The 21,888-nt window shown below is 71.6% G+C and carries 21 protein-coding genes; 11 read left to right on the top strand and 10 right to left on the bottom strand.

The genetic code is table 11. The annotated features are described in order from the left end of the window. Positions 1-10: 10 nt before the first annotated feature. The 3 genes from IPM43_04995 to glpX form a co-directional block, all read right to left on the bottom strand. Positions 11-973: a GDP-mannose 4,6-dehydratase gene (locus tag IPM43_04995; protein ID QQS25729.1), complete on the bottom strand. Its 963-nt coding sequence runs from the start codon at positions 971-973 to the stop codon at positions 11-13. Positions 974-975: 2 nt separating this feature from the next. Continuing rightward, positions 976-2,238: a UDP-glucose/GDP-mannose dehydrogenase family protein gene (locus IPM43_04990; protein ID QQS26335.1), complete on the bottom strand. Its 1,263-nt coding sequence runs from the start codon at positions 2,236-2,238 to the stop codon at positions 976-978. 78 nt (positions 2,239-2,316) lie between these two features. Further along, positions 2,317-3,303: a class II fructose-bisphosphatase gene (gene glpX, locus IPM43_04985; protein QQS25728.1), complete on the bottom strand. Its 987-nt coding sequence runs from the start codon at positions 3,301-3,303 to the stop codon at positions 2,317-2,319. Positions 3,304-3,812: 509 nt separating this feature from the next. On the opposite strand from glpX, the gene IPM43_04980 reads away from it, so the two are divergent. Genes IPM43_04980 through IPM43_04965 form a run of 4 tightly spaced genes read left to right on the top strand, consistent with a single transcriptional unit; the run spans position 3,813 to position 7,728 of the window. After that, on the top strand, positions 3,813-5,612 hold the full coding sequence (locus tag IPM43_04980; GenBank protein QQS25727.1) for a S9 family peptidase: 1,800 nt from the start codon (positions 3,813-3,815) through the stop codon (positions 5,610-5,612). A gap of 20 nt (positions 5,613-5,632) precedes the next feature. Further along, a complete protein-coding gene (locus IPM43_04975) occupies positions 5,633-6,373 on the top strand; it encodes a hypothetical protein (GenBank protein ID QQS25726.1) in 741 nt (246 codons plus the stop codon). A gap of 60 nt (positions 6,374-6,433) precedes the next feature. Next, positions 6,434-7,129 carry a hypothetical protein gene (locus IPM43_04970; protein ID QQS25725.1) on the top strand — a complete coding sequence of 232 codons (696 nt, stop codon included), beginning with the start codon at positions 6,434-6,436 and terminating at the stop codon, positions 7,127-7,129. Between the two features lie 8 nt (positions 7,130-7,137). Beyond that, a complete protein-coding gene (locus IPM43_04965) occupies positions 7,138-7,728 on the top strand; it encodes a dienelactone hydrolase (protein ID QQS25724.1) in 591 nt (196 codons plus the stop codon). 5 nt (positions 7,729-7,733) lie between these two features. On the opposite strand, the gene IPM43_04960 is transcribed toward IPM43_04965, so the two are convergent. Further along, positions 7,734-9,260, bottom strand: a complete 1,527-nt coding sequence (locus IPM43_04960) for an MFS transporter (protein ID QQS25723.1) — start codon at positions 9,258-9,260, stop codon at positions 7,734-7,736. A gap of 23 nt (positions 9,261-9,283) precedes the next feature. On the opposite strand from IPM43_04960, the gene murA reads away from it, so the two are divergent. Beyond that, positions 9,284-10,546: a UDP-N-acetylglucosamine 1-carboxyvinyltransferase gene (gene murA, locus IPM43_04955; protein ID QQS25722.1), complete on the top strand. Its 1,263-nt coding sequence runs from the start codon at positions 9,284-9,286 to the stop codon at positions 10,544-10,546. Here the strand turns inward: murA and IPM43_04950 are convergent. After that, the gene (locus tag IPM43_04950) at positions 10,536-10,703 is read right to left on the bottom strand and encodes a hypothetical protein (GenBank protein QQS25721.1); all 168 of its coding nucleotides are present in this window, start codon (positions 10,701-10,703) and stop codon (positions 10,536-10,538) included. The genes murA and IPM43_04950 overlap by 11 nt on opposite strands. A 130-nt stretch (positions 10,704-10,833) precedes the next feature. Here IPM43_04950 and IPM43_04945 point away from each other — a divergent pair, with 130 nt between their 5' ends. Genes IPM43_04945 through IPM43_04935 form a run of 3 tightly spaced genes read left to right on the top strand, consistent with a single transcriptional unit; the run spans position 10,834 to position 12,869 of the window. After that, entirely contained in the window at positions 10,834-11,058 is a 225-nt protein-coding gene (locus IPM43_04945) for a NifU family protein (GenBank protein ID QQS25720.1), read from the top strand. Beyond that, positions 11,051-12,037 (top strand): methylmalonyl Co-A mutase-associated GTPase MeaB, encoded by a 987-nt coding sequence (meaB, locus tag IPM43_04940; protein QQS25719.1) that lies wholly within the window; start codon positions 11,051-11,053, stop codon positions 12,035-12,037. Before IPM43_04945 ends, meaB begins: the two co-directional genes overlap by 8 nt. 34 nt (positions 12,038-12,071) lie before the next feature. Next, positions 12,072-12,869, top strand: coding sequence for an enoyl-CoA hydratase/isomerase family protein (locus IPM43_04935; GenBank protein QQS25718.1), 798 nt, complete (start codon positions 12,072-12,074; stop codon positions 12,867-12,869). Positions 12,870-12,887: 18 nt separating this feature from the next. On the opposite strand, the gene glgP is transcribed toward IPM43_04935, so the two are convergent. Both glgP and IPM43_04925 read right to left on the bottom strand, forming a co-directional pair. After that, on the bottom strand, positions 12,888-15,410 hold the full coding sequence (gene glgP, locus IPM43_04930) for an alpha-glucan family phosphorylase (protein QQS25717.1): 2,523 nt from the start codon (positions 15,408-15,410) through the stop codon (positions 12,888-12,890). A gap of 52 nt (positions 15,411-15,462) precedes the next feature. After that, positions 15,463-16,611: a glycosyltransferase family 4 protein gene (locus IPM43_04925; protein QQS25716.1), complete on the bottom strand. Its 1,149-nt coding sequence runs from the start codon at positions 16,609-16,611 to the stop codon at positions 15,463-15,465. A 37-nt stretch (positions 16,612-16,648) separates the two neighbouring features. On the opposite strand from IPM43_04925, the gene glgB reads away from it, so the two are divergent. The 3 genes from glgB (at position 16,649) to IPM43_04910 (ending at position 19,615) form a co-directional block, all read left to right on the top strand. Beyond that, positions 16,649-18,550 (top strand): 1,4-alpha-glucan branching protein GlgB, encoded by a 1,902-nt coding sequence (glgB, locus tag IPM43_04920; protein QQS25715.1) that lies wholly within the window; start codon positions 16,649-16,651, stop codon positions 18,548-18,550. Between the two features lie 82 nt (positions 18,551-18,632). Beyond that, entirely contained in the window at positions 18,633-19,313 is a 681-nt protein-coding gene (locus tag IPM43_04915) for an AzlC family ABC transporter permease (protein QQS26334.1), read from the top strand. Then, on the top strand, positions 19,310-19,615 hold the full coding sequence (locus IPM43_04910) for an AzlD domain-containing protein (protein QQS25714.1): 306 nt from the start codon (positions 19,310-19,312) through the stop codon (positions 19,613-19,615). Before IPM43_04915 ends, IPM43_04910 begins: the two co-directional genes overlap by 4 nt. 21 nt (positions 19,616-19,636) lie before the next feature. Here IPM43_04910 and IPM43_04905 read toward each other — a convergent pair whose 3' ends face one another. Genes IPM43_04905 through IPM43_04895 form a run of 3 tightly spaced genes read right to left on the bottom strand, consistent with a single transcriptional unit; the run spans position 19,637 to position 21,885 of the window. Beyond that, positions 19,637-20,104 carry an SRPBCC family protein gene (locus tag IPM43_04905; GenBank protein ID QQS25713.1) on the bottom strand — a complete coding sequence of 156 codons (468 nt, stop codon included), beginning with the start codon at positions 20,102-20,104 and terminating at the stop codon, positions 19,637-19,639. Between the two features lie 8 nt (positions 20,105-20,112). After that, on the bottom strand, positions 20,113-21,096 hold the full coding sequence (gene galT / locus IPM43_04900) for a galactose-1-phosphate uridylyltransferase (GenBank protein QQS25712.1): 984 nt from the start codon (positions 21,094-21,096) through the stop codon (positions 20,113-20,115). A gap of 6 nt (positions 21,097-21,102) precedes the next feature. Then, the gene (locus IPM43_04895) at positions 21,103-21,885 is read right to left on the bottom strand and encodes a class I SAM-dependent methyltransferase (protein ID QQS25711.1); all 783 of its coding nucleotides are present in this window, start codon (positions 21,883-21,885) and stop codon (positions 21,103-21,105) included. Positions 21,886-21,888 lie beyond the last annotated feature (3 nt).

Raw genomic sequence — 21,888 nt, 5'->3', positions numbered from 1 at the left:
CGCCGGCGCGTCAGGAGCCGAGATCTTCGTGGCGGCGGAAGTGCTCGATCATGTCGGCCAGCCCGTCGCGCAACGTCACCGTCGGTTCCCAGCCGAGCTCGCGCCGCGCGACGGTGATGTCCGGGCAGCGCCGCAGCGGGTCGCCTTCGCGCTCGTCGGGGATGGGAACGGTGACGATCTCGCTCGCCGAGCCGGTCAGCTCGACCACCAGCTCGGCCACCTCACGCACGGTGTTCTCCGTCGGGTTGCCGATGTTCACCGGCGTCGTCACGTTGCTGTCGAGCAAGGCGGCGATGCCGCGCACCTCGTCGCTGACGTGGCAGAAGCTGCGGGTCTGGCTGCCGTCGCCGTGGATCGTCAGCGGTGCGCCCGCCAGCGCCTGGCTGATGAATGTGTTGACCACCCGGCCGTCCTCGGGGCGCATGCGCTCGCCGTACGTGTTGAAGATGCGCACGATGCGCACATCGGTGCCGAGCTTGCGATGGTGCGCCATGGTGAGCGCCTCGCCGAAGCGCTTCGCCTCGTCGTAGCAGCTGCGCGGCCCGATGGAGCTGACGTTGCCCCAGTACGTCTCGGGCTGAGGATGCACGAGCGGGTCGCCGTACACCTCGCTCGTGGACGCGAGCAGGAACGTCGCGCCGTCGGCCAGGGCGCGCTCGATGAGGCGCCGGGTGCCGGTGCTGCCCACCTCGAGGATCTGCAGCGGCATCGTCGCGAAGTCATCCGGCGAGGCGGGGCTGGCGAGGTGCAGCACGGCGTCGAAGGGTCGCGAAAACGGTTCGGTGTCGGGCAGCGCGTGGGTGACGTCGTGCTCGACGAACGTGCACCGATCGTTCCCGGCGAGCTGCGCGAGGTTGCGCCGGCGGCCGGTGACGAGGTTGTCCACCACCACCACCTCTTCGCCACGCGCGACGAGCAGGTCGGCGAGGTGGGAGCCGATGAAGCCGCAGCCCCCGGCGAGCAGCACCCTCATCCTCAGCGCCCGATCCCGACGTGGCTGAACCCGGAGCGGCGCCACTCGTTGCGGTCGAGCAGGTTGCGCCCGTCGACGACGGCACGCCCGGACATCGCGCCGAGCACCTCGGCCGGCTCGACCCAGCGGAACTCGTCCCACTCGGTGAGCACCGCGAGCACGTCGGCGCCGCGCGTCGCTTCGACCGCCGAAGAGGCGAGCGTGACCTCGGCCGGAACGCCCGCGCGGGCAACGGTGACCGTCGGGTCGTAGGCGACCACCGACGCGCCGCGACCGAGCAGCCGGGAGATGATCGAGAGCGACGGCGACTCGCGCAGATCGTCCGTGCCCGCCTTGAAGGTGAGCCCCCACACCGCGACGCGACGGCCGTCGAGGCTTCCTCCCACCGCTTCGGTGATCTTGTCGCAGACTCGCTCGAACTGCTCCTCGTTGACGGCGATCACGCCGTCGAGCAGGTCGAACTCGTAGTCGGCGTCACGCGCGATGCGCAGCAGGGCGCGGGTGTCCTTCGGGAAGCACGAGCCGCCCCATCCCGGCCCCGGACGCAAGAAGTCCTTGCCGATGCGGTGGTCGTAGCCGACGCCGAGCACGACGTCGTGCACGTCGGCGCCGACCCGCTCGCAGATCGCGGCGATGGCGTTGATGAACGACAGCTTGGTGGCGAGGAACGCGTTGGCCGCGTACTTGATCGTCTCCGCCGAGGCGGGATCGGTGAGGATCACCGGTGCGCCGATGCTTGCGTAGAGATCGGCCACCCGGATCGCCGCCGCCTGGTCGGTGCTGCCGACGACGATCCGATCGGGCTTCAAGAAGTCCTGCAGCGCGGAGCCTTCGCGCAGGAACTCGGGGTTGGAGACCACCTTCACGTCGGGCCGGCCGAGCACGCGCTCGACCACCTTGGCCGAGCCGACGGGAACCGTCGACTTGTTGACGACGATCGACTCGAACGGCAGCACCGGGCCGATCTCGCGCGCCGCCGCCTCGATGTAGCTGAGGTCGGCCGAGCCGTCCTCGCCCTGCGGCGTCGGTACGCACAAGAAGGCGATGTCGCAATCGGCTGCGGCAGTCGCAGCGCCGACGACGAAGGTGAGCCTCCCCGACGCGATGCCCTCGGCGACGAGCTCGTCGAGGCCCCGTTCGACGATCGGCACCTCTCCCGCGTTCAACCGGGCGACCTTGCCCTCGTCGACGTCGGCGCACACCACGTGGTGACCGAGGTGCGCGAAGCAGGCCCCCGTGGTGAGCCCGACGTAGCCCGTGCCGATGATCGCGATCTTCTCGCTCACTTGGATGTGCCTCCCGCCGTTCGGCGTAGTCCTCTGAGTGGTCCCTGGAGCAGACGCTCAGTCGTAGTCGACGCTCGCGAACTCGCGCAGCTTGTCCAGCCGGTGACGTGCCTCGATCAGTCGTACGGTGCCCGACCGGGAGCGCATCACGAGGCTCTGCGTCGTCGCTCCGCCGGCTTCGAAGCGTACGCCTTGCAGCAGTTCGCCGTCGGTGACGCCGGTGGCGGCGAAGAAGCAGTTGTCGCCCTGCACCAGATCGTCGGTGCCGAGCACCCGGTCGAGGTCGTAGCCGGCGTCGAGGGCGGCCCTGCGCTCGGTGTCGTTGCGCGGCCACAGCCTGCCTTGGATCTCGCCGCCCATGCACTTCAGCGCCGCGGCGGAGGTGACTCCTTCCGGGGTGCCGCCGATGCCGATCAGCACGTCGACGCCGGCATCGGGCCAGGCGGTGGCGATGGCACCGAAGATGTCGCCGTCGGAGATCAGCTTGATCCGTGCGCCGCTCGCGCGGACCTCGTCGATCAGCTCGCCGTGGCGCTCGCGGTCGAGGATCACCACCGTCAGGTCACGCACGCTGGTGCCCTTGGCCTTGGCCACCCAGCGCAGGTTCTGCGTGGGCGAAGCGGTGATGTCGATCGAGCCCGCGGCGTCGGGGCCGACGGCGATCTTCTCCATGTACACGCACGGCCCGGGGTTGAACATCGTGCCGCGCTCGGAGACCGCGATCACCGCGAGCGCGTTGCCGCGACCGAGGGCGGTGAGCGTGGTCCCGTCGATCGGGTCTACGGCGATGTCGGTGAGTGGCGGTGTGCCGTCGCCGATCCTTTCGCCGTTGAACAGCATCGGCGCATCGTCCTTCTCGCCCTCGCCGATGACGACCACGCCGTCCATCGGCACGGTGGTCAGCACGGTGCGCATCGCCTCGACCGCCGCGCCGTCGGCACCGAGCTTGTCGCCGCGGCCCACCCAGCGGCTGGCGGCGAGCGCGGCTGATTCGGTGACCCGCACGAGCTCGAGGGCCAGGTTGCGGTCTGGGCGTTGGGACATGGCCCTACGGTAGCCGTTCACCCCCCGCGGTTACGGGGGGCGAACGGCCCCGGTTCCTATGGATTGTCTATGGTCGCCTGCGTCGCAGGCGTCTGGCCTCGCTGCGCAGCCGGGCGGCGCCGGCCTGCTGGCGGATCCGCTCCTGGTGCGCTTGAACCTGCGCGCGGTGGAAGTCGGCGTTCTGCTCGAACATGGCTTCATGTCTCCTGGGGGAAGGTGCCCGGATCGGGCGGTGGTGGAAGGGCAGTTCTTCGTGCCCGCGTCGCGAGAAGGCGTAAGCCGTCGTCGACGGTGGGCGGCGGCGCAGCGCCGGCGGGTCGGAACCCGTTCAGCTGCCGGCAGCGCAACCGCAACCGACGAGCGGGGCAACAGCGGCCTCGTCCATGTCGGTGGTGATGTTCACGGCATTGATCGTCATCGCTGTTCCTCCTCTCCGGTCTGTCGCGGGTCGGGGCCAGCATGGTTCATTCGCGTCCTCGGCGCCAGCGAATAACGCGTACCCTCCGCCGGTGCGTGTGATCCCGCCAGCTCGCTGCATCGCCGGGCGAGAGCTCACCGAGCCTCGCCTTTCGCCGGATGGGACGACCGTCGCCTTCGTCGCTTCGACGCCCGCGGGTGCGGCGGTGCAGCTCGTACCGGTCGCCGGTGGGCCGGAGCGCCAACTGACGGCGGACCCTGCACCGCGGCCCGGGCGCGGCCTCGGCGGTGGCTGCTTCGACTGGCTGCCCGACGCAACTGGGGTGGTCTACGCGGCAGCCGACGGAGCGCTGTGGCAACAGCCGGTGGCCGACGCGGCGCCACCCAGGCGCCTCACCGATCCCGATCCGGCTCGCCCGCCGATGGCACCGGCGGCATCCCCCGACGGGAGCCGGGTGGCGTTCGCGGTGGACCTCGCCGAGATCCACACCGTCGACCTGGGCACCGGCGAGCGGACCAGGCTCGACGACGCAGCGTTCGAGTTCGTCAACGATCCGTGCTGGTCTCCGTCTGGATCCGTCGCCTGGCAGGCGTGGAGCCCGCCCCACATGCCCTGGGACGAGTCCGCAGTCGTCACCTGGGCCGGCAGCGGGTCGGGCGGGGTCAGCGTCGAACAGGTGCCTCTGGTGCAACAGCAACAACCTCGCTTCGCGTCGGACGGTGTGCTGCTGCGTGTGCGCGACGACACGGGCATGGCGAACGTCTGGCGGGGTGCGCAGCCCCTTTGGGAAGAGCCTTTCGAGCACGCCGGACCGACGTGGGGGCCGGGGCAGCGCTCGTTCGCGTCTTCTCCTGACGGCAAGTTCGTTGCATTTGCACGTAACGAGCGCGGCTTCGGCCGGCTCTGTGTGGTCGCCGCAGACGGCAGCGGAGTGGTCGCGGAGGTCGCCCGTGGCGTGCACGGGCAGCTCTCGTGGGTCGGGTCCAGCCTGACCGCGCTGCGTACCGGGGCGCGGACACCGACGCAGGTGGTCGCCTACGACACCGCGACTTGGGCGAGGACGCCACTCGCCGTCGGGCCGTTGGCCGGTTGGGAGGGGTCGGCGGCTCTCGTCGAGCCGGAGCCGGTGGAGCTGGTGACCGACGCCACGGTGCTCCACGCCAGGCTCTATCGCGCCCCGGGCACCGGCGCCAGGTTGATCTGCTGGGTGCACGGTGGCCCGACCGACCAGTGGCAGGTCACGTTCATGCCCCGGCTGGCCCACTGGATCAGCCGCGGGTACAGCATCCTCGTGCCGGACCACCGCGGCTCGACCGGTCACGGTCGCGCCTACACCCAGGCGCTGCGCGGACGCTGGGGCGAGCTCGACGTGGCCGACACCGCCGCGCTCGTCCGCCACGTGCAAGAACGCGGCGGCGCAGCTCCGGACGCCACGGTGCTGTTCGGATCCTCGGCAGGGGGTCTCACCGTGCTCGGTGTCGCAGCTCGGCATCCCGGGCTGGCCTCCTGTGCCGTCGTCGCCTACCCGGTGAGCGACCTGATCTCCCTCGACGAGGCGACTCATCGGTTCGAGGCCCACTACACGTCGACGCTGGTCGGCGCTCGCCCGGCGGCCGATGCTCTCTACCGGGCGAGGTCCCCGCTCTCGTACGCGGACCGGCTGGTGGACGTGCCGCTGCTCGTCCTGCACGGTGACGCCGACCCGGTGGTGCCCGTCGAGCAGAGCCGGGCGCTGGTCGAACGCGTGATCGACGCCGGCGGCACGGCGACGCTGCACGTCTACGAGGGCGAGGGTCATGGCCTGCGCGTGCGGGCCAACCAGCTCGACGAGTACGAACGCGTCGGCGCCTTCGTCGACCGCCATCTGCCCGGGCCGTCCTCCCGGGGCTGAGCGCCCGTTAGCGTGCCGCCGTGACCGACTGGAGCCCGAACGACCCCGACGCGGCGAACGTCTACTACGACCTCGCCGCTTGGACGCCCGACCAGCACGCGGAGCTGGCCGAAGCTCTCGCTGAGGCCGGTGTGCCCCACGGGTGGGACGGAACCGAGCTCGTCGTTCCCGAGGAGCTCGAGGGCGAGGTCGACGCGCTGTTCGAGGTGCTCGAAGCTCAGCTCGGCATCGGTGGCGACCAGCAGCCGGGGCTCGACATGGCGATGCTCGCCGAAGGCGAGCCGGTCACCGACTACGAGCTCGAAGGCTGGTCGGTCGCCGACCGCCAGCTGCTCACCGAGTCCCTGATCGCGTCCCGTGTGCCTCATCGGTGGGAGGTGGCGACGCTCGTCGTGCCGACCGCGGCCGAGTCTGCGGTCGACGAGTTGCTCGACGAGATCGAGGGTGGCGAGGTGGTCACCATGCCCGCCGACGACGAAGACGCCGAGCGCGGCGCAGAGGTGCTCGACGACTTCTTCGTCGCCGGCGACCGCCTCGCCCGCGACCCGCTCGATGCCGCGGGGCTGCAGTCGTTGCTCCGCGCGCTCGACTCCGCCGACCCCGCTGCACCGCCGCCGGGCGTGACGCTCGGGGCGTGGCGCGACGCGTGCGCGCTGGCCGACGAGCTGGCCGACGCCCTCGCCGGCGCCGAGCAGCCCGACGAGGTGCGGGCGATGGAGCTCGCCGAGCGCCTGCGCGACACGATCCGCCCGATCGACTGAGACGGCCGCCGCCGCGCGGCCCACGGCTCGGCCACGTCGGCCGCCGGTAGCCTCGCCCACATGTTGCTGGCCGAGCTCTCGGTGTGGCACAACCGGCCCCGGACGCCCACGCGGCGGGTGGCGCTCGGCCACCTGGTGCTACCGCTGGAACCAGCGCCGGGGTTCGGCGGTCTGCTGCTCGGCGCAGTCGTGGCCACGCACCTGGCCGAGGTCGACGGCGAGCTGCTACCCGACCTGCACCGGTTGGTCGAGCAGATCCACCGCGGCGAGCGCATCGTCCAGCCGCGGCTCTTCCACCGCTTCCAGACCGACCGCCACGGCCTCGCGCGGAGCGTGCACCGCATGGACGGCGACGGCGAGGAGCTGTCGCTGTCGTTCGAAACCACCGGAAGCCCCCTCGCCCAGGTGCTCGGGGCGCTGTACGCCGTCGAACGGCTGGCCGTCGAGGCCCGCCCCGCGCTCACCGCAGTCCTGCGCCGGGCGCTCGTCTGGCGTGGAGCCGCGGGCCCGGAGCTGATCGCCTACCTCGCCGATGCGCATGCCGTCTCGATGTCGGTGCTGATGGACCCCCGTGTCTGGGCGCTCGAAGTGCTCGGCTTCCCGCCCGGAACGACGTCGCCGTCGCGCCAAGACGTGCTCGCGCGCTTCCGGCGCCGCCTGCGCGAGGTGCATCCCGACCACGGCGGCGACCACTCGTCGGCGCACTCCGAGATCGGCGACCTCGGCGCCGCCCGACGCATCCTCACCTCGGGCTGAGCCGCCCTGTGGCCCGTGTCGGCGCCCTCGTGCTGTTCCCTGGTGCGGGGTCTTCGCGCGACCACTCCAGCCTGCTCGCGATCGAGGCGTCCGTGGCGCCGTTGCCGGTGGACAGGGTCGACTTCCCGTACCGCATCGCGGGGCGCAAGGCGCCGGACCGCCCGGCCGTGCTGCTGGCGAGCGTGCGCGACGCCGCGGCCGCGATGGCGAAGCGGGCGCGGGTGCGTCCGGCACGGGTCGTGCTCGGCGGGCGATCGATGGGTGGGCGGATGGGCGCGATGGCCGTTGCCGGCACCCCCGACCTGGACGGTGCGCCGCCGCTCGCGGCGCGGGCGCTGGTGCTGATCTCGTACCCGCTGCACCCGCCGGGCAAGCCGGACACGCTGCGGGTGGAGCACTTCTCCCGGCTTCACGTGCCATGTCTCTTCGTGCACGGCACCCGCGACCCGTTCGGCTCGCCGGCCGAGCTCGAGCGGTGGACGGCGACGATCCCCGCCGGGGCGACCCACGTGTGGATCGAAGGTGGCCGCCACGACCTGTCGGGAGCCGACGCCGACATCGCGGCCGCGGTGCACGACTGGTTCGGTACCTTGCGCTGACCCACCTACGACCGATCCGGGCTCGCGTCCTCGGGGTTCAGGTCCTCGAGCTCCCGGTGAGCCGTCTCGGGGTAGGTGGCGACGACGAGGACCGCGACGACGAGGGGGCCGACGAGCAACCCGGCCATCGTCGCCCCGTACGAGACTCCGCTGTCGAGCAGCCGCCCGGCGACGAGCAGCCCGATGCTGCCCCCGACCAGGGCCGACGCGAGGATCAGGCTCGACGCCCGACCGCGGTTGGCGGTCGGGAACAGCTCGGCCCGGTACACCGCGAGGGCCGGGTAGGCGGCGCTGGCCACGGTGCCCGCGGCGAGCGCGGCCAACCACATCCAGGCACCGGAGGTGGCGAAGTGGGTCACGCCGAGCACCGCGCCGACGGGCACGCAGACCGCGGCCACCCGTCGCCGCCCGCTGAAGTCGGCCACCCGTCCACCCGCGATCAGGCCGACGACCGCCGGGGTGCTGGTGGCCAGCACGAACACGGTGATCATGCCCGCGGAGAAGCCGCGGGCCTCCGACAGGTAGCCGTTCTGGAAGAACGACGCCGGCGCCACGAGCAAGTTGCCGGCGAAGGCGACCGTGGCCTGGATCGCGAGCCGCGAGCGGCGCAGCCGGGGACGGGGACCACTCGCCACCTCGACCCGGTGCTGCTCGAAGCGTGTGGTCTCCGGCAGCCGGCGCACCAGGTCGAGGGCCACCGGCAGCCATAGGAGCGCCACCAGGTAGACGAGGCGCCACGCACCAGAGGAGATGTCGGCTAGGGGCAAAGAGCCGACGGCGACGCCGGCGCCGAGGCCGCTCGCCATCGCGAGCACGCTCACCGCGAACGCCCGTGAGTTGCGGGGCATCTCCTCGGCGGCGATCACCGCGATCAGCACGTCGAGGGCCAGGCCGAGCGGGCGCCCGACCGTCTGCGTCAGCACCAGCACCTCGAAGCTCGGCGCGAGCGCGCCCAGCGCGGACACGATCGGTGCCAGCCAGGCGGTGATCACCACCACCCGGCGCCGGCCTACTCGGTCGGCCGCGAATGCGAACGGCAACCCGAGCAGGATGCCCATGCGCACCACGGTCCCGCCGACGCCGCGACCCCAGTCACCGACACCGAAGTCGTCGCCGGCGAAGGCCACGGTCTGCGTGAACAAGGTGTTGACGAAGGCGCTCGCCATCGACGCCGCAGCGAGCAGGCCGAGCACCTGGAGCTGGCGCGGCGTCAGGCGGTCGGGCGGCGCCCACCAAGGCTGGCGGCCGCCGTCGGCGCGCCCGGGCCGGCGCCGGCGCAGCATCGAGCGCACGGGCCAGGCGAAGAGCCACCCGAACCAGGGGACGTCGAGGCGGTAGCGCACGGTCTCGACCAGCTCGGCGCCCGAGGGCTCGACCCGGCGTTCGTAGTACGTGAACGGACCGACGCGCTGCACGTACCGGTCGCCGTCGAGCACCTCTTCGACGAGGTCGTCGCGCGGGCTGAGCAGCCATGAGCTGGTGGCGGGCTCGTCGGGCCAGGCCCGGACGAGGTCTGTACCTGCCCGGCCCACGGCGGGAGCATACTGGTGGGCCTATGGAGCGGATCAGGGTGTGGCGCCGCGGCCCGATCGAGGGCGAAGTCGTGGTGCCGGGCGCCAAGAACTCGGTCCTCAAGCTGATGGCGGCGTCGCTCCTCGCCGACGGCGAGTACCAGCTCACGAACGTGCCCGACATCGTCGACGTGGGGATCATGGCCGAGCTGCTGGCGGCGATCGGGGTCAGTGCCACCCCGTCGCACCCAGGCACCCTCACCCTCGTCAACTCCGGCGAGCTCGCCCCCGAGGCGCCCTACGAGCTGGTCGAGCAGCTGCGCGCGTCGATCAACGTGCTCGGCCCGCTGCTCACCCGCTGTGGCCGGGTGCGCGTCGCCATGCCCGGCGGCGACGACTTCGGTTCGCGCCCGATCGATCTCCACCTGCGCGGGCTCGAAGCGATGGGCGCCGAGTTCGAGCTGAGCGACGGCTACATCGAGGGGCGTGCCGACCGGCTGTACGGCGCCGACATCGAGCTGGCGTTTCCGAGCGTCGGCGCCACCGAGAACCTGGTCACCGCTGCCGTCTTCGCGAAGGGCACCACGGTGATCGATGGGGCGGCGCGCGAGCCCGAGGTCAACGACCTGGTGGTGTTCCTGCAGGAGATGGGTGCAGAGATCGAGGGCGTGGGCACCAGCTGCCTGGTGGTGCACGGCGTGGAGCCCGGCTCACTGCACGGCGTGCGCCACGAGGTCGTTCCCGACCGCATCCAGGCGGCCACCTACCTGGCCGCGCTCGGCGTCCAAGGCGGCGAGATCGTCGTACGCGGTGCCCGGCCCGACCAGATGACGATGCTGCTGCGGCGCTTCCGGGACATGGGCATGAGCCTCACCGCTCTGCCCGACGGGATCCATGCCGCGTGCGATGCGCGGCTGCGCGCGGTCGACGTGCAGACGCTGCCCTATCCCGGCATCGCCACCGACTACAAGCCGCTCGTCGTCACGATGCTCTCCGTCGCCGACGGGGTCAGCTTCGTCACCGAGAACCTCTACCCGGGGCGCTTCCGCTACGTCGAGGAACTGCAGCGCCTCGGTGCCGACATCCGCACCAACGGCCACCATGCCGTCGTCCGCGGCGTGGCCCACCTGTGCGGGGTGCCGGTGCGGGCGTCCGACATCCGTGCCGGGGCGGCGCTCGTCGTGGCCGGGCTCGCCGCCGAAGGCGAGACGATGATCGAGGGCGTTCACCACCTCGATCGCGGCTACGACGACCTCGTCGGGCGCCTGGCCTCGATCGGGGCCGGCATCGAGCGGATCAGCGGCTGAGCTGGTCGGACGGCACCTCGTCGTCGGGCGGCTCGCGGTGCATCTGCTCGATCCGGCGACGGGCGACGACGAGCAGCCCGAGGATGATCGCGATCGGCACGGCCACGAGCAGGATCTCGTCCCACCCGCCCTGGTGCGCGAGCAGCGTGGCTACCACGCGCGAGGACCCGTCACCGAAGGCGCCATTGGCGCACAATCTACGGTCGCGGCTGGTTCAATGGCAGCCGTCTTCGTGCCGTCACCACCGAATTCGCGAGTCGATCGAGAGTGATCCCATCGTGCCCGACATGCGCACCCAGGTAGAAGAGACAATCGAGGCGATCCGCCCGGCTCTGCAGGCCGACGGCGGCGACATCGTGTTGCGTGACGTCGACGCCGACACCGGGATCGTGTCGGTGACGCTCGTCGGTGCCTGCGGAACCTGTCCCGCCTCTACGCAGACGCTGAAGGCGGGCATCGAACGCATCATGCGCGATCGGGTCGACGGGGTGACCGAGGTCGTGAATGTCTGAACCTTCGCCCGCCACCCCTCGGCGGCGGAGTCGTGACCCGGGCGAGCTGTTCTCGGCCGCGCAAGCCGGCGACCGGGCCGCGCTGGCCCGGCTGCTCTCGCTGATCGAGCGCGGCGGCGACGAGGCCCGAACGATCTCCCGGCTGGCGTACGCCCACGGGGGCCAGGCGTACACGGTGGGGCTCACCGGCGCCCCGGGCGCCGGCAAGAGCACGCTCACGTCGTCGACCATCGCCCACTTGCGCACCCAGCAGATCGAAGTCGCCGTGCTCGCGATCGACCCCTCTTCGCCGTTCACCGGCGGGGCGATCCTTGGCGACCGGGTGCGGATGCAGGACCACGCCACCGATCCTGGAGTGTTCATCCGGTCGATGGCCACGCGGGGGCACCTCGGCGGGCTGGCGCTCGCCACCCCGGAGGCCGTGCGCCTGCTCGACGCCACCGGGAGGACGTGGATCCTGGTCGAGACCGTCGGCGTCGGTCAGGTCGAGGTGGAGATCGCGGGTAAGGCCGACACCACGGTCGTCGTCGTCAACCCCGGCTGGGGCGACTCGGTGCAGGCCAACAAGGCGGGCCTGATGGAGATCGCCGACGTGTTCGTGATCAACAAGGCCGACCGCGCCGGTGTCGAGGAGACACGGCGCGACCTCGAGCAGATGCTCGACCTGTCCGAGCTGGACACCGCGTCGTGGCGCCCCCCGATCCTCGCCACAGTCGGGTCGACCGGCCAAGGCGTGCCCGAGCTGTGGGCGGCGGTGCAGGAGCACCGTGACCACATCACTGCCTCCGGCGAGCTCACCCGGCGCCGGGCGTTCAGGGTGCGCGAGGAGCTGCGTGAGATCGTCGCTCGGCGGCTGGAACAGCGGGCGCGCGAGATCTGCACCGGCGAGCGGTGGGAGGCCTTGCAGGCAGGGGTCGTCGAGCGCGCCACCGATCCCTGGACGGCCGCCGACGAGATGCTCTCCGCCGTCGACGCCTGAACCCGGCCACGTCGGGCGCTGTACGGTCCGGTCCATGAGCAGCTCGGACAAACCTGCGACCGACGCGCTGGTGCACCTCGAGCGGCGCGCCGACGGTGTGGCCGTGATCACGTTGGACAACCCGAAGGTCAACGCCCTCAGCCGCGCCCTTCTCGCCCGCTTGGCCGACATCGCCGAATCGCTGTCGGTCGACCCACCGGGCGCGGTCGTCGTCACCGGAGGAGACCGGCTGTTCGCCGCTGGTGCGGACATCGCCGAGTTCGGTGGCCCCGACGAGGCGAGGGCGATCACCGCCGGCTTCCACCGCGCCCTCGACGCCGTCGCCGCGATCCCGCGGCTCGTCATCGCCGCCGTCAGCGGCTACGCCCTCGGCGGCGGCTGCGAGCTGGCCCTCGCGTGTGACTACCGCATCGCCGGCGAGCGGGCCGTCTTCGGCCAGCCCGAGATCCTGCTCGGGATCATCCCCGGCGGCGGAGGCACACAGCGCCTCAGCCGTGCGGTCGGTCCGAGCCGGGCGAAGGAGCTGATGCTCACCGGCCGCCAGGTGCGCTCCGACGAGGCGCTGCGCATCGGGCTGGTCGACGAGGTGGTGCCGAACGACGAGCTGTCCGGGCGCGCGCTCGGCCTGGCCGCCGAGCTCGCCGCCGGAGCGGTCGTCGCCCAGGCGCTGGTCAAGCGCGCCGTCGACGAGGGCTCGTCGGTGGCGCTCGCCGACGGGCTCGCCCTGGAGCAAGCGCTGTTCGAAGACGTGTTCACCACCGACGACAGCCGCGTCGGCGTGCAGAGCTTCCTGGAGCACGGCCCGGGGCAGGCCCGGTTCACGGGCCGGTAGCCGCGCCCGCGCGCCGGGTCAGGCCCAGGTGACCCGGCCGAGCTCGAAGCGGTTGACGAGGTCTGGATGGAAGGGCAGCACGCGCACTGCGGCGCCGTGCGGGCCGGCGACGTCGACCTCGTACGTGCCCTCGTAGATGGCGGCTCCGTCCTGCCAGCCGGTGTGGCTGAGGGGGAGCACCTCTGGCGTGCCGACGATCTCGCCCTCGATGTTGACCTGCCCGTGGGTGAGCTCTACCGAGACGTCGTCGGGCGTGAGGCCGTCGAGCATCACCACGGCGCGCAGCGGTCGCTCGACGCCCGCGGTGACGACGGCGATCGAGTCCGGGTCGTCGCCGGGCACGTCGAGCGACAACACGCTCAGGTTCTGCCACAGGCTGTTCACCTTCGTCTTCCACGCGGCGAGCGCCTTGGCTCTGGCGAACCCGTCCTTCGCGAGCGAGCGCGAGGACTCGGCGGCGGGGAGATAGAGCTCGGTGACGTAGTCGCGCATCATGCGGGAGGCGGTCACCAGCGGCCCGAGCGTGACCCAGTTGTGCTTGATCTTCGCGATCCACCCGAGCGGGACGCCGTCGTCGTCGCGGTCGTAGAACAGCGGCATCACCTCGCGCTCCAGCAACGCGAACAGCGCGTGGGCCTCGCGGGTGTCGCGCCGGCCGACGTCGGGATCGTCGTCGGCGGAGGGGATGTCCCACCCGTTCTCGCCGTCGCTCCACTCGTCCCACCACCCGTCGCGGATGGAGCAGTTGAGCGCGCCGTTCAGCGCGGCCTTCATCCCGCTCGTGCCGCAGGCCTCCTGGGGGCGGCGCGGGTTGTTCAACCACACGTCGCACCCGTGGTACATGTGCCGCGCGACCTCCATGTCGTAGTCCGGCAGGAACACGAAGCGATGGCGGACGTCGAGGTGGCGGGCGAACTGCTCGATCTCCTGGATCATCGCCTTGCCGGGCTCGTCGGCGGGATGAGCCTTGCCGGCGAAGACGAACTGCACCGGGCGATCGGGGTCGAGCAGCAGCCGGCGGAGCCGGTCTGGTTGGCTGAGCAGCAGCGTCGCCCGCTTGTACGTGGCGAAGCGGCGGGCGAAGCCGATGGTGAGCGCCTCGGGGTCGAGCACGTCGTCGCCCATGCGTGAGCGCACGAAGCTGACAAGCTCGGAGCGCCCCACGGAGCGCACCTGCCATACGCGCAGGTCGTCGATGCCGCCGGCGCGCTCCCAGGACTCGGCGTCGGCGCCGTCCCACACCCCGTGCACGTGCTCGTCGAACACCCGGTCGACCTCGGCGGAGACCCAGGTGCGGGCGTGGATGCCGTTGGTGATCGAACCGATCGGCACCTCGTCGACGGGCACGTCGGGCCACACACCCTGGAACATCTGGCGGCTGACGGCTCCGTGCAGGCGGGCCACGCCGTTGGCGCGCGCCGCCAGGCGCAAGCCCATCACCGCCATGTTGAAGCGAACCTCGTCGGGCTCGTCGGCTCGGCGCCCGAGGCGCATCAGGTCGTCGATCGACATCCCGCACGCCTGCGCCCACCCGCCGAAGTACTTGTACATCAGCTCCGGGGGGAAGCGGTCGATGCCAGCGGGCACCGGTGTGTGGGTGGTGAACACCCCCGATGCGCGCACCTGCTCGACGGCCTGGGGGAACGTCAACCCCTCCGCGATCAGCTCGCGGATGCGTTCGAGCGAGTTGAACCCGGCGTGGCCCTCGTTGCTGTGGAACACGTCGGGCTCCAGGCCGAGCTTGCGCAAGGCGCGCACGCCCCCGACGCCGAGCACGATCTCCTGGCGCAGACGGTGCTCGACATCACCCCCGTAAAGGCGGTCGGTCACGGCGCGGCCCTCGGCGCTGTTACCGGCGACGTTCGTGTCGAGCAGGTAGAGCTTCACCCGCCCGACGTCCACCTGCCAGATCTTCACCCCCACCGGCTCGCCGGCGAGCTCCACGGTGACCTGGACCCCCGTCGGGGTGATCGCGAGGCCGGCGGGGTCGAGGTGCGGGAAGCGTTCGGTCTGCCATCCGTCCGCGTTGAGGCGCTGGCGGAAGTACCCCTCCGCGTAGAGCAAGCCGACACCGACGAGGGGTACCCCGAGGTCGGAGGCCGCCTTCAGGTGGTCGCCGGCCAGAACGCCGAGCCCGCCCGAGTACTGCGGCAGGGTCTCGGAGATGCCGAACTCCGGCGAGAAGTAGGCGACGAGGTGCAGCGGGCTCGACGACTCCCCGCCACCTTCGTTCGCCGGCGAGACGTGGGTCTGGAACCACCGCGGCGACTGGAGGGCGGTGTCGAGGCGGTGCGCGGCGGCCTCGACGTCGGCGACCACGTCGGGGTCGGCGGCGAGGCCCGCCCAGCCCTCGACCGTGATCGCTTCGAGGACGCGTACCGGGTCGTGGCCCGAGCGCGCCCAGGCGTCGGGAGCGAGGCGGGAGAACAGCGCCTTCAGCTCGCGGTCCCACGTCCAGTGCAGGTTCGTGGCCAGTCGGCGCAGAGCGGCGAGAGGCGGGGGGATGCTGGGCTCCACACGGAAGCGTCGGATCGTGCGCATGCGGGGACCGAGGGTAACCGAGGGGCGGCCCCGACCCGACCGCCCGGAGGGCTCAGGCCGTGGCCTGCTCGTAGACCTCGATCGTCGACGCCGCGACCGCCGCCCAGCTGTACCGGTCGGCGACGAGCGCGGCGGCCTTGGACTGCATCTCGGCCGCGAGCGCAGGGTCGGTGAGCACTCGCTCGATCTGGGTGGCGAGGTCGCTCGAGTTGCCCGGCTCGAACAGCAACCCGGCGCCGGTGCCCTCGACGATCTCGGCGAGTCCGCCGGTTCGCGCGACGATCGTCGGTGCGCCGGCGGCCATCGCCTCGAGCGCGACGATGCCGAACGGCTCGTACAACGAGGGGATGACGACGCAACCGGCCCGGTGGAGCTGGGCGCGCAGCTCGTCGTCGGGGACGAATCCGGCCAGGTGTACGAGGTCGCCGGCGCTCTCCAGGTCGATCTGGCTCTGCAGCTCGGCCAGGTACGAACCTCGCCCGGCGATGGTGCAGTGCAGGTCGGGCACCTTGTCGCGCAGCCGGGCGACGGCTTCGGCGAGCACCTGGAAGCCCTTCTCGTACTGCACCCGCCCCCACGCGAGCACAAGTGCCGAGCGTTCCGGCGGCGGCTTCTCGCTCGGCGCCCAGAGAGCCGGGTCGACCCCGTTCGGCACCAGATGCAGCTTCTCGTGCGGCAGCTCGAAGCCGTCGACGACCTCACGGGTCATGAACTTCGAGCAGCAGATCACCTCACGTGCCTGGTACGTCAGCCACCACTCGACGGAGTTGACCACCGCCGGCTGACCGTCGGGCACGTGGCCGCCGTGGCGGCCGCGCTCGGTGGCGTGGATGGTGGCGACGAGGGGGACGTCGAACAGTACCTTCAGCGTGTCGGCGGCCCACGCCACCAGCCAGTCGTGCGCGTGGACGACGTCTGGGCGCCACGGGCCCAGCTGGGCGGCGAGTTGCACCAGATGGTGGTTCGCCGATGCCATCTGGGTGACGAAGTCGCGGTCGGGGATCCACGGCAGGTCGGCCCGGGCCCGCAGCACCCTCACACCGTCGATGAGCTGGTCCTCGGGGGCGCCCGGGTGGTGCAGGCTGAGCACGACCACCTCGTGGCCGGCGGCGGACATCGCCCTCGACAGACCGTCGACGTGAGCGGCGATGCCGCCGATGATCCGCGGCGGGTATTCCCAGGACACCATCAGCACTCGCACCGGCTCGAACGTAGCCGGGCCAGTACCCTCAGACGCGATGCCACAGACCACCTTGCTCGGCGATATCGACCTCTTCCTCTTCAACGAGGGCACCCATCGCGCGCTTTGGACCGTGCTCGGTGCCAACCACGTCGATACGGCCGACGGGCCGGCCGTGCGCTTCGCGGTCTGGGCGCCGAACGCCCGCGCCGTGTGGGTGGTGGGCGACTGGAACGAGTGGAAGCTCGGCCCCGATCCGCTCGCCCCCCAGGAGTCCTCGGGGATCTGGGCGGCCGACGTGGGCATCGCCGCTGCCGGTCAGCGCTACAAGTACGCGATCGAAGACCGGTGGGGCCACGTGATGTACCGCGCCGACCCGGTGGCCCGCCAGAGCGAGCGCCCGCCGTCCGACGCGAGCGTGGTGCCGGTGCTCGAGGAGTACGTGTGGGGCGACGAGGAGTGGATGGCACACCGCCGCCTGCACGGCGGCCAGCCGGACCAGCCGCTGCGCATCTACGAGGTGCACCTCGGCTCGTGGCGGCCCGAGCTCGACTACCGCGCCGCGGCCGAGCAGCTCGCCGAGCACGTGAGCGAGCTCGGCTTCACCCACGTCGAGCTGTTACCGCTCGCCGAGCATCCCTTCGGCGGCTCGTGGGGCTACCAGGTGACCGGCTACTACGCGCCGACCGCTCGCCACGGCGAGCCCGACGACCTGCGCGCGTTCGTCGACGTGCTGCACCGGCGGGGGATCGGTGTGCTCATGGACTGGGTGCCGGCCCACTTCCCCCGTGACGAGTGGGCGCTCGCCAAGTTCGACGGCACGGCGTTGTACGAGCACGCCGACCCACGCCTCGGCGAGCATCCCGACTGGGGCACGCTCGTGTTCAACTACGCCCGCCACGAAGTACGCAACTTCCTCGTCGCCAACGCGCTGTACTGGATGCGCGAGTTCCACGTCGACGGGCTGCGCGTCGACGCGGTGGCCTCGATGCTCTACCTCGACTACAGCCGCCCGGCGGGGCAATGGGTGCCGAACGAGTTCGGCGGGCGCGAGAACTTGGGCGCGATCGAGTTCTTGAAAGAGCTCAACACGGTCGTGTTCGCCGAGGAGCCGGGGGTGATGATGATCGCCGAGGAGTCCACCGCCTGGCCGAGCGTCACCCGGCAGGTCGACCACGGCGGCCTGGGCTTCAGCCACAAGTGGAACATGGGCTGGATGCACGACACGCTCGGCTACTTCGCTCACGACCCAGTGCACCGCCAGTGGCACCACCGCGATCTCACCTTCGGTCTGTTGTACGCCTTCAGCGAGCGGTTCGTGCTCCCGCTCAGCCACGACGAGGTGGTGCACGGCAAGGGCTCGCTGCTCGCGAAGATGCCAGGGGACGACTGGCAGCGGTTCGCCAACCTGCGGGCCCTCTACACGTGGATGTGGGCGATGCCGGGCGCGCCGCTCGTGTTCATGGGAGCAGAGCTCGCGCCGTGGACCGAGTGGAACGAGACCGAGAGCTTGCCCTGGCACCTGCTCGACCACGCCCCCCACCGCGGCGTGCGCGACCTGGTCGCGGCGTTGAACCACCTCGCTGCCGGTTGGCCCGCGGTCTGGGCGGGCGACCCCGACCCGGCGTCGTTCCGCTGGCTCGATGCCGACGACGCCGCGCAGTCCGTGTACGGGTTCTTGCGCTGGGGCACCGGCCGCGATCGCGACCTGGGCGCCGTCGCCTGCGTCGCCAACTTCACCCCGGTTCCCCGTCCCGGCTACCGGGTCGGGCTCTCCCACGCCGGGCCGTGGGAGGTGCTGGTCGACAGCGACGACGCTCGCTTCGGCGGAAGTGGCTTCCGCGCCGCCGCGGGCGGCACGGTCGAGGCGACCACCGAGGTGCCCTGGCAGGGTCAGCCGGCGTCCGCCGTCGTCGACCTGCCCCCGCTCGGCGTGCTCTGGCTCGGCTCTCGGCCCTGAACCGGCCACGACACCGCGAGCGCGGGCCGTGAGCGACTTCGCACGGCGTCACGGCGAGCTCCGCTCGGTCGTGACCGCGAGCATGACGCTCGGTCTGGCGGTCGGCGTCTTCGCGATCTCGTTCGGGGTCGGCGCCGTCGCCGCCGGGGCCTCGGTGTGGCAGACGTGTGCGATGTCGCTGCTCGTCTTCACCGGGGCCTCGCAGTTCTCCGCAGTCAGCGTCATCGGCGCGGGCGGGTCACTCGGGCTCGCCCTCGGCGGCGCCCTGCTGCTCGCCGCCCGCAACGCGGTCTACGGGTTGGCGATGGCCGATCGCATCGACGGTGGGCTCCTGCGCCGGCTTCTCGCCGCGCAGCTCACGATCGACGAGTCGACGGCGATGGCCGCCGCGCAACCCGACCGGCGATCGCAGAAGCTGGCGTTCTGGGTTACCGGGGTGTCGGTGTTCGTCTGGTGGAACCTCGGCACGCTCGTCGGTGCACTCGCCGGCAACGCCATCGACCCGCTCACGTTCGGTCTCGACGCGGCCTTCCCGGCGGCGTTCGTCGCGATGGTCTGGCCGCTGCTGCGCGAGCCGCTGGCCCGTCTGGCCGCCCTTCTCGGGGCGGTCGTCTGCTTGGCCACCATTCCGTTCACGCCGATCGGGGTGCCGATCCTGCTGGCCGCGACGGTGATCGTCGTCGGATGGAGGGCACCTCCGCCACCGCCGCCTCCGCCGTCACCGAATCCACCGGCCGCCGACGATGCGGGATCACGGCGATGACGTGGACGTTGGTGCTCGCCCTGGCCGCCGGCGCCTACGGGTGGAAGGTGCTCGGGATGGTGGTGCTCGGCGGGCGCACGATGCCGGCACCGATGATGCGCTGCTTGGCACTCATCCCCGCGGCGATGCTCGCCGCCCTCGTCGTCAAGGACACGTTCTCGTCCGGGCAATCGCTGGTGCTCGACGCCCGGGCCGCAGGTGTCGGCGTGGCGGTGATCGCCGCGTGGCGCCGCGCGCCGCTCGTCGTCGTGATCGCACTCGCCGCGGCGGTGACGGCCGGCGTCAGAGCCCTGTCCGGTTGAGCCTCGGGCGCCGGCCAGCGCTCAGGCGGTGGCGGCTTCGACGATGTCGTGCAGCCGGCGCAGGTTGAGCTGCCAGACCCGTCGAATCACGAACCTGCCGCCCAAGACCTCGCCGAGACGGCCGCCGAGGTACCAGGGCAAGCGCAGCTGCTCGCTCCAGGTGAACCGAGTGCGGGCGCCCGCATCGATCGGTTCGAGCTCGAACCTTCCCGAGCCGGTGACCACCCCGGTGTGACGCACGCCCATGGTGTGCGGAGGGTCCCACACGGTGATCTCCATCCGGTCGGTGAGCCGGATCGGGCCGAACTTCGTGTCGCACACGAAGCGCGTGCCGACCCCACGGGTATCGGGCCCCTCGAAGCGGATCGACTCGGCGTCGGCCATCCAGCGGACGTGGTCCTCGATCGGCTCCAGGATCGCCCACACCCGCTCCGGTGAGGCGGGCAGGTCGATGCCGACCGCGATGTCGTGACCGCGCGGGTCGGCCACCGGGCGCTTCAGGTGTGGATGCTGACGCGACGCAGCTCGGCGGCGGCGTCCTCGGGCGGGACGATGTTCAACAGCACGCCCGTGCCCTGCTCGAACCCGGCGGTGGTGACGAGCTTGGGCCACAGGTGCACATGCCAGTGGTACTGGCCCTCGTGGTGGTGGGGCGCGGTGTGGAACACGAGGTTGTACGAGACGTCGCCGAGCACCTCACGCAGGTGGCTCACCGAGTCGCGGATCGCCCGTCCGACTCCGGCCAGCGTCTCGTCGGAGGAGTCGGGCAGATGCAGGTGGTGCTCGCGGGGGATGAGCAACAACTCGTAGGGCGAGCCGCTCCAGAAGGGGCAGATGGCGATGGCGTCGTCGGTGGCGAAGACCACCCGCTCGCCACTCGCGAGTTCGGCCTCGATCGTGGTGCAGAGGATGCAGCCGCCTTCGAAGCGGGCGAAGGCGCGTTCCTCGTCGACGATCTCCCCGGGCACGAACGGCAGCCCGAGCAGCTGCCCGTGGGGGTGCGCCAGCGACGCCCCGGCCTCACGGCCGTGGTTGACGATCGCCTGCGTGTAGCGGATGTTCGGTGTGCGGGAGTGCTCGGTCAGGCGCCGCTTCAGGGCCTGCATCACCGTGGCCACCTGCTCGTCGGAGAACTCGCCGACGCTCTGGTCGTGGCGGGGACCGAGCACGAACACCTCGTGGATCCCGCTCGCCTCGGCCATGACGTGCACCGGCCCGAGGTTGCGCACCGCCAGGCGCTCGTCACCGTCGAAGGCCGGGTACAGGTTCGGGATCACCCGCATGACCCACGCCCCGGCCTCGTCGATGGTCTCGAGTGCCGGAAGCGTGGCCTCTTCGTTGCCGGGGCAGAGCGGGCAGGGACGCCCGAGATCGGCTTCTACCTGCACGGTGCGCGGCGCGAAGTCCGTCGGTCGGTGGGCCCGCTCGGCGACGATGGTCACCCACCTGCCGGTCATCGGGTTCAAGCGGAGCTGGCTCACGTCGCCTCAGGATACGACCGCGCGGTCGCCGAGGGTGCGATCGAGCCGGTACACCGAGATGTGACGTTCGCTGCGCTCGTCGAACGGGTCGCCGGCGAAGGATCCCCACCGCGACTCCAGCACCATCCCGGCGGCGACTGCCATCACGTCGAGCTGGGCGGGTGTGGCGTAGACGATGCTCCACGGTCGCAGTCGCACCCGCCCGTCAGCGGTGAGCTCGACGAACTGCCCCTCGGCGCGCTGCGACGCCGGATCGTGGACGTCGACGGACAGCACGACCCGGTCGGCGGCGATCGAGCGCACGCCGACGGTGGACTGGGCGGGGCGGTCCGGGTCGGGGACGAAGACCTCGACGACGAACCTGCCTTCGCCGGTGAGGCGGGAAGCGACGGCCGCGAAGCAAGCCTCCATCCGCTCCAGCGAGCGGAGGCCGAAGAGCGTGTTGTACGCGGCCAGCACGACCGCGTAGGGCGCGTCGGGCAGCCCCTCGACCATGTCGGCGCAAGTGAGCGTCACCCGTTGCGCTCCCGGCTTGGCACGCAGGCGGGCGAGCATCTCGGGGCTCACGTCCACCCCGTGCACCTCGAGCCCGGCGGCGGCGAGGGGCAGCGCGAGGCGGCCGGTGCCCACGCCGAGCTCCAGCAACGGCCCCGCGGGCGCGGAGCCGGCGAGGCGGACGAGGGCGGTGACCGCGGTGGCGACGTCCCCGGCGCCGACGTCGTCGGGGTACCACTCGTCGTACACGTCGGCGAAGGCCTTCCCGTAGGTGGTGTCGTCGTAGCCGTCCACCCG

The sequence above is a fragment of the Actinomycetota bacterium genome, from assembly GCA_016700055.1.
In the GTDB taxonomy this organism is placed as follows: Bacteria; Actinomycetota; Acidimicrobiia; order Acidimicrobiales; family Ilumatobacteraceae; genus Kalu-18.
This window is presented reverse-complemented; position numbering and strand designations above follow the sequence as displayed.

Coding starts and splice junctions, on each gene's coding strand:
- IPM43_04995 (QQS25729.1), bottom strand. CDS start 973: ATGAGGGTGCTGCTCGCCGGGGGCTGCGGCTTCATCGGCTCCCACCTC.
- glpX (QQS25728.1), bottom strand. CDS start 3,303: ATGTCCCAACGCCCAGACCGCAACCTGGCCCTCGAGCTCGTGCGGGTC.
- IPM43_04970 (QQS25725.1), top strand. CDS start 6,434: ATGTTGCTGGCCGAGCTCTCGGTGTGGCACAACCGGCCCCGGACGCCC.
- murA (QQS25722.1), top strand. CDS start 9,284: ATGGAGCGGATCAGGGTGTGGCGCCGCGGCCCGATCGAGGGCGAAGTC.
- IPM43_04945 (QQS25720.1), top strand. CDS start 10,834: ATGCGCACCCAGGTAGAAGAGACAATCGAGGCGATCCGCCCGGCTCTG.
- meaB (QQS25719.1), top strand. CDS start 11,051: ATGTCTGAACCTTCGCCCGCCACCCCTCGGCGGCGGAGTCGTGACCCG.
- IPM43_04935 (QQS25718.1), top strand. CDS start 12,072: ATGAGCAGCTCGGACAAACCTGCGACCGACGCGCTGGTGCACCTCGAG.
- glgP (QQS25717.1), bottom strand. CDS start 15,410: ATGCGCACGATCCGACGCTTCCGTGTGGAGCCCAGCATCCCCCCGCCT.
- glgB (QQS25715.1), top strand. CDS start 16,649: ATGCCACAGACCACCTTGCTCGGCGATATCGACCTCTTCCTCTTCAAC.
- IPM43_04915 (QQS26334.1), top strand. CDS start 18,633: ATGACGCTCGGTCTGGCGGTCGGCGTCTTCGCGATCTCGTTCGGGGTC.
- IPM43_04910 (QQS25714.1), top strand. CDS start 19,310: ATGACGTGGACGTTGGTGCTCGCCCTGGCCGCCGGCGCCTACGGGTGG.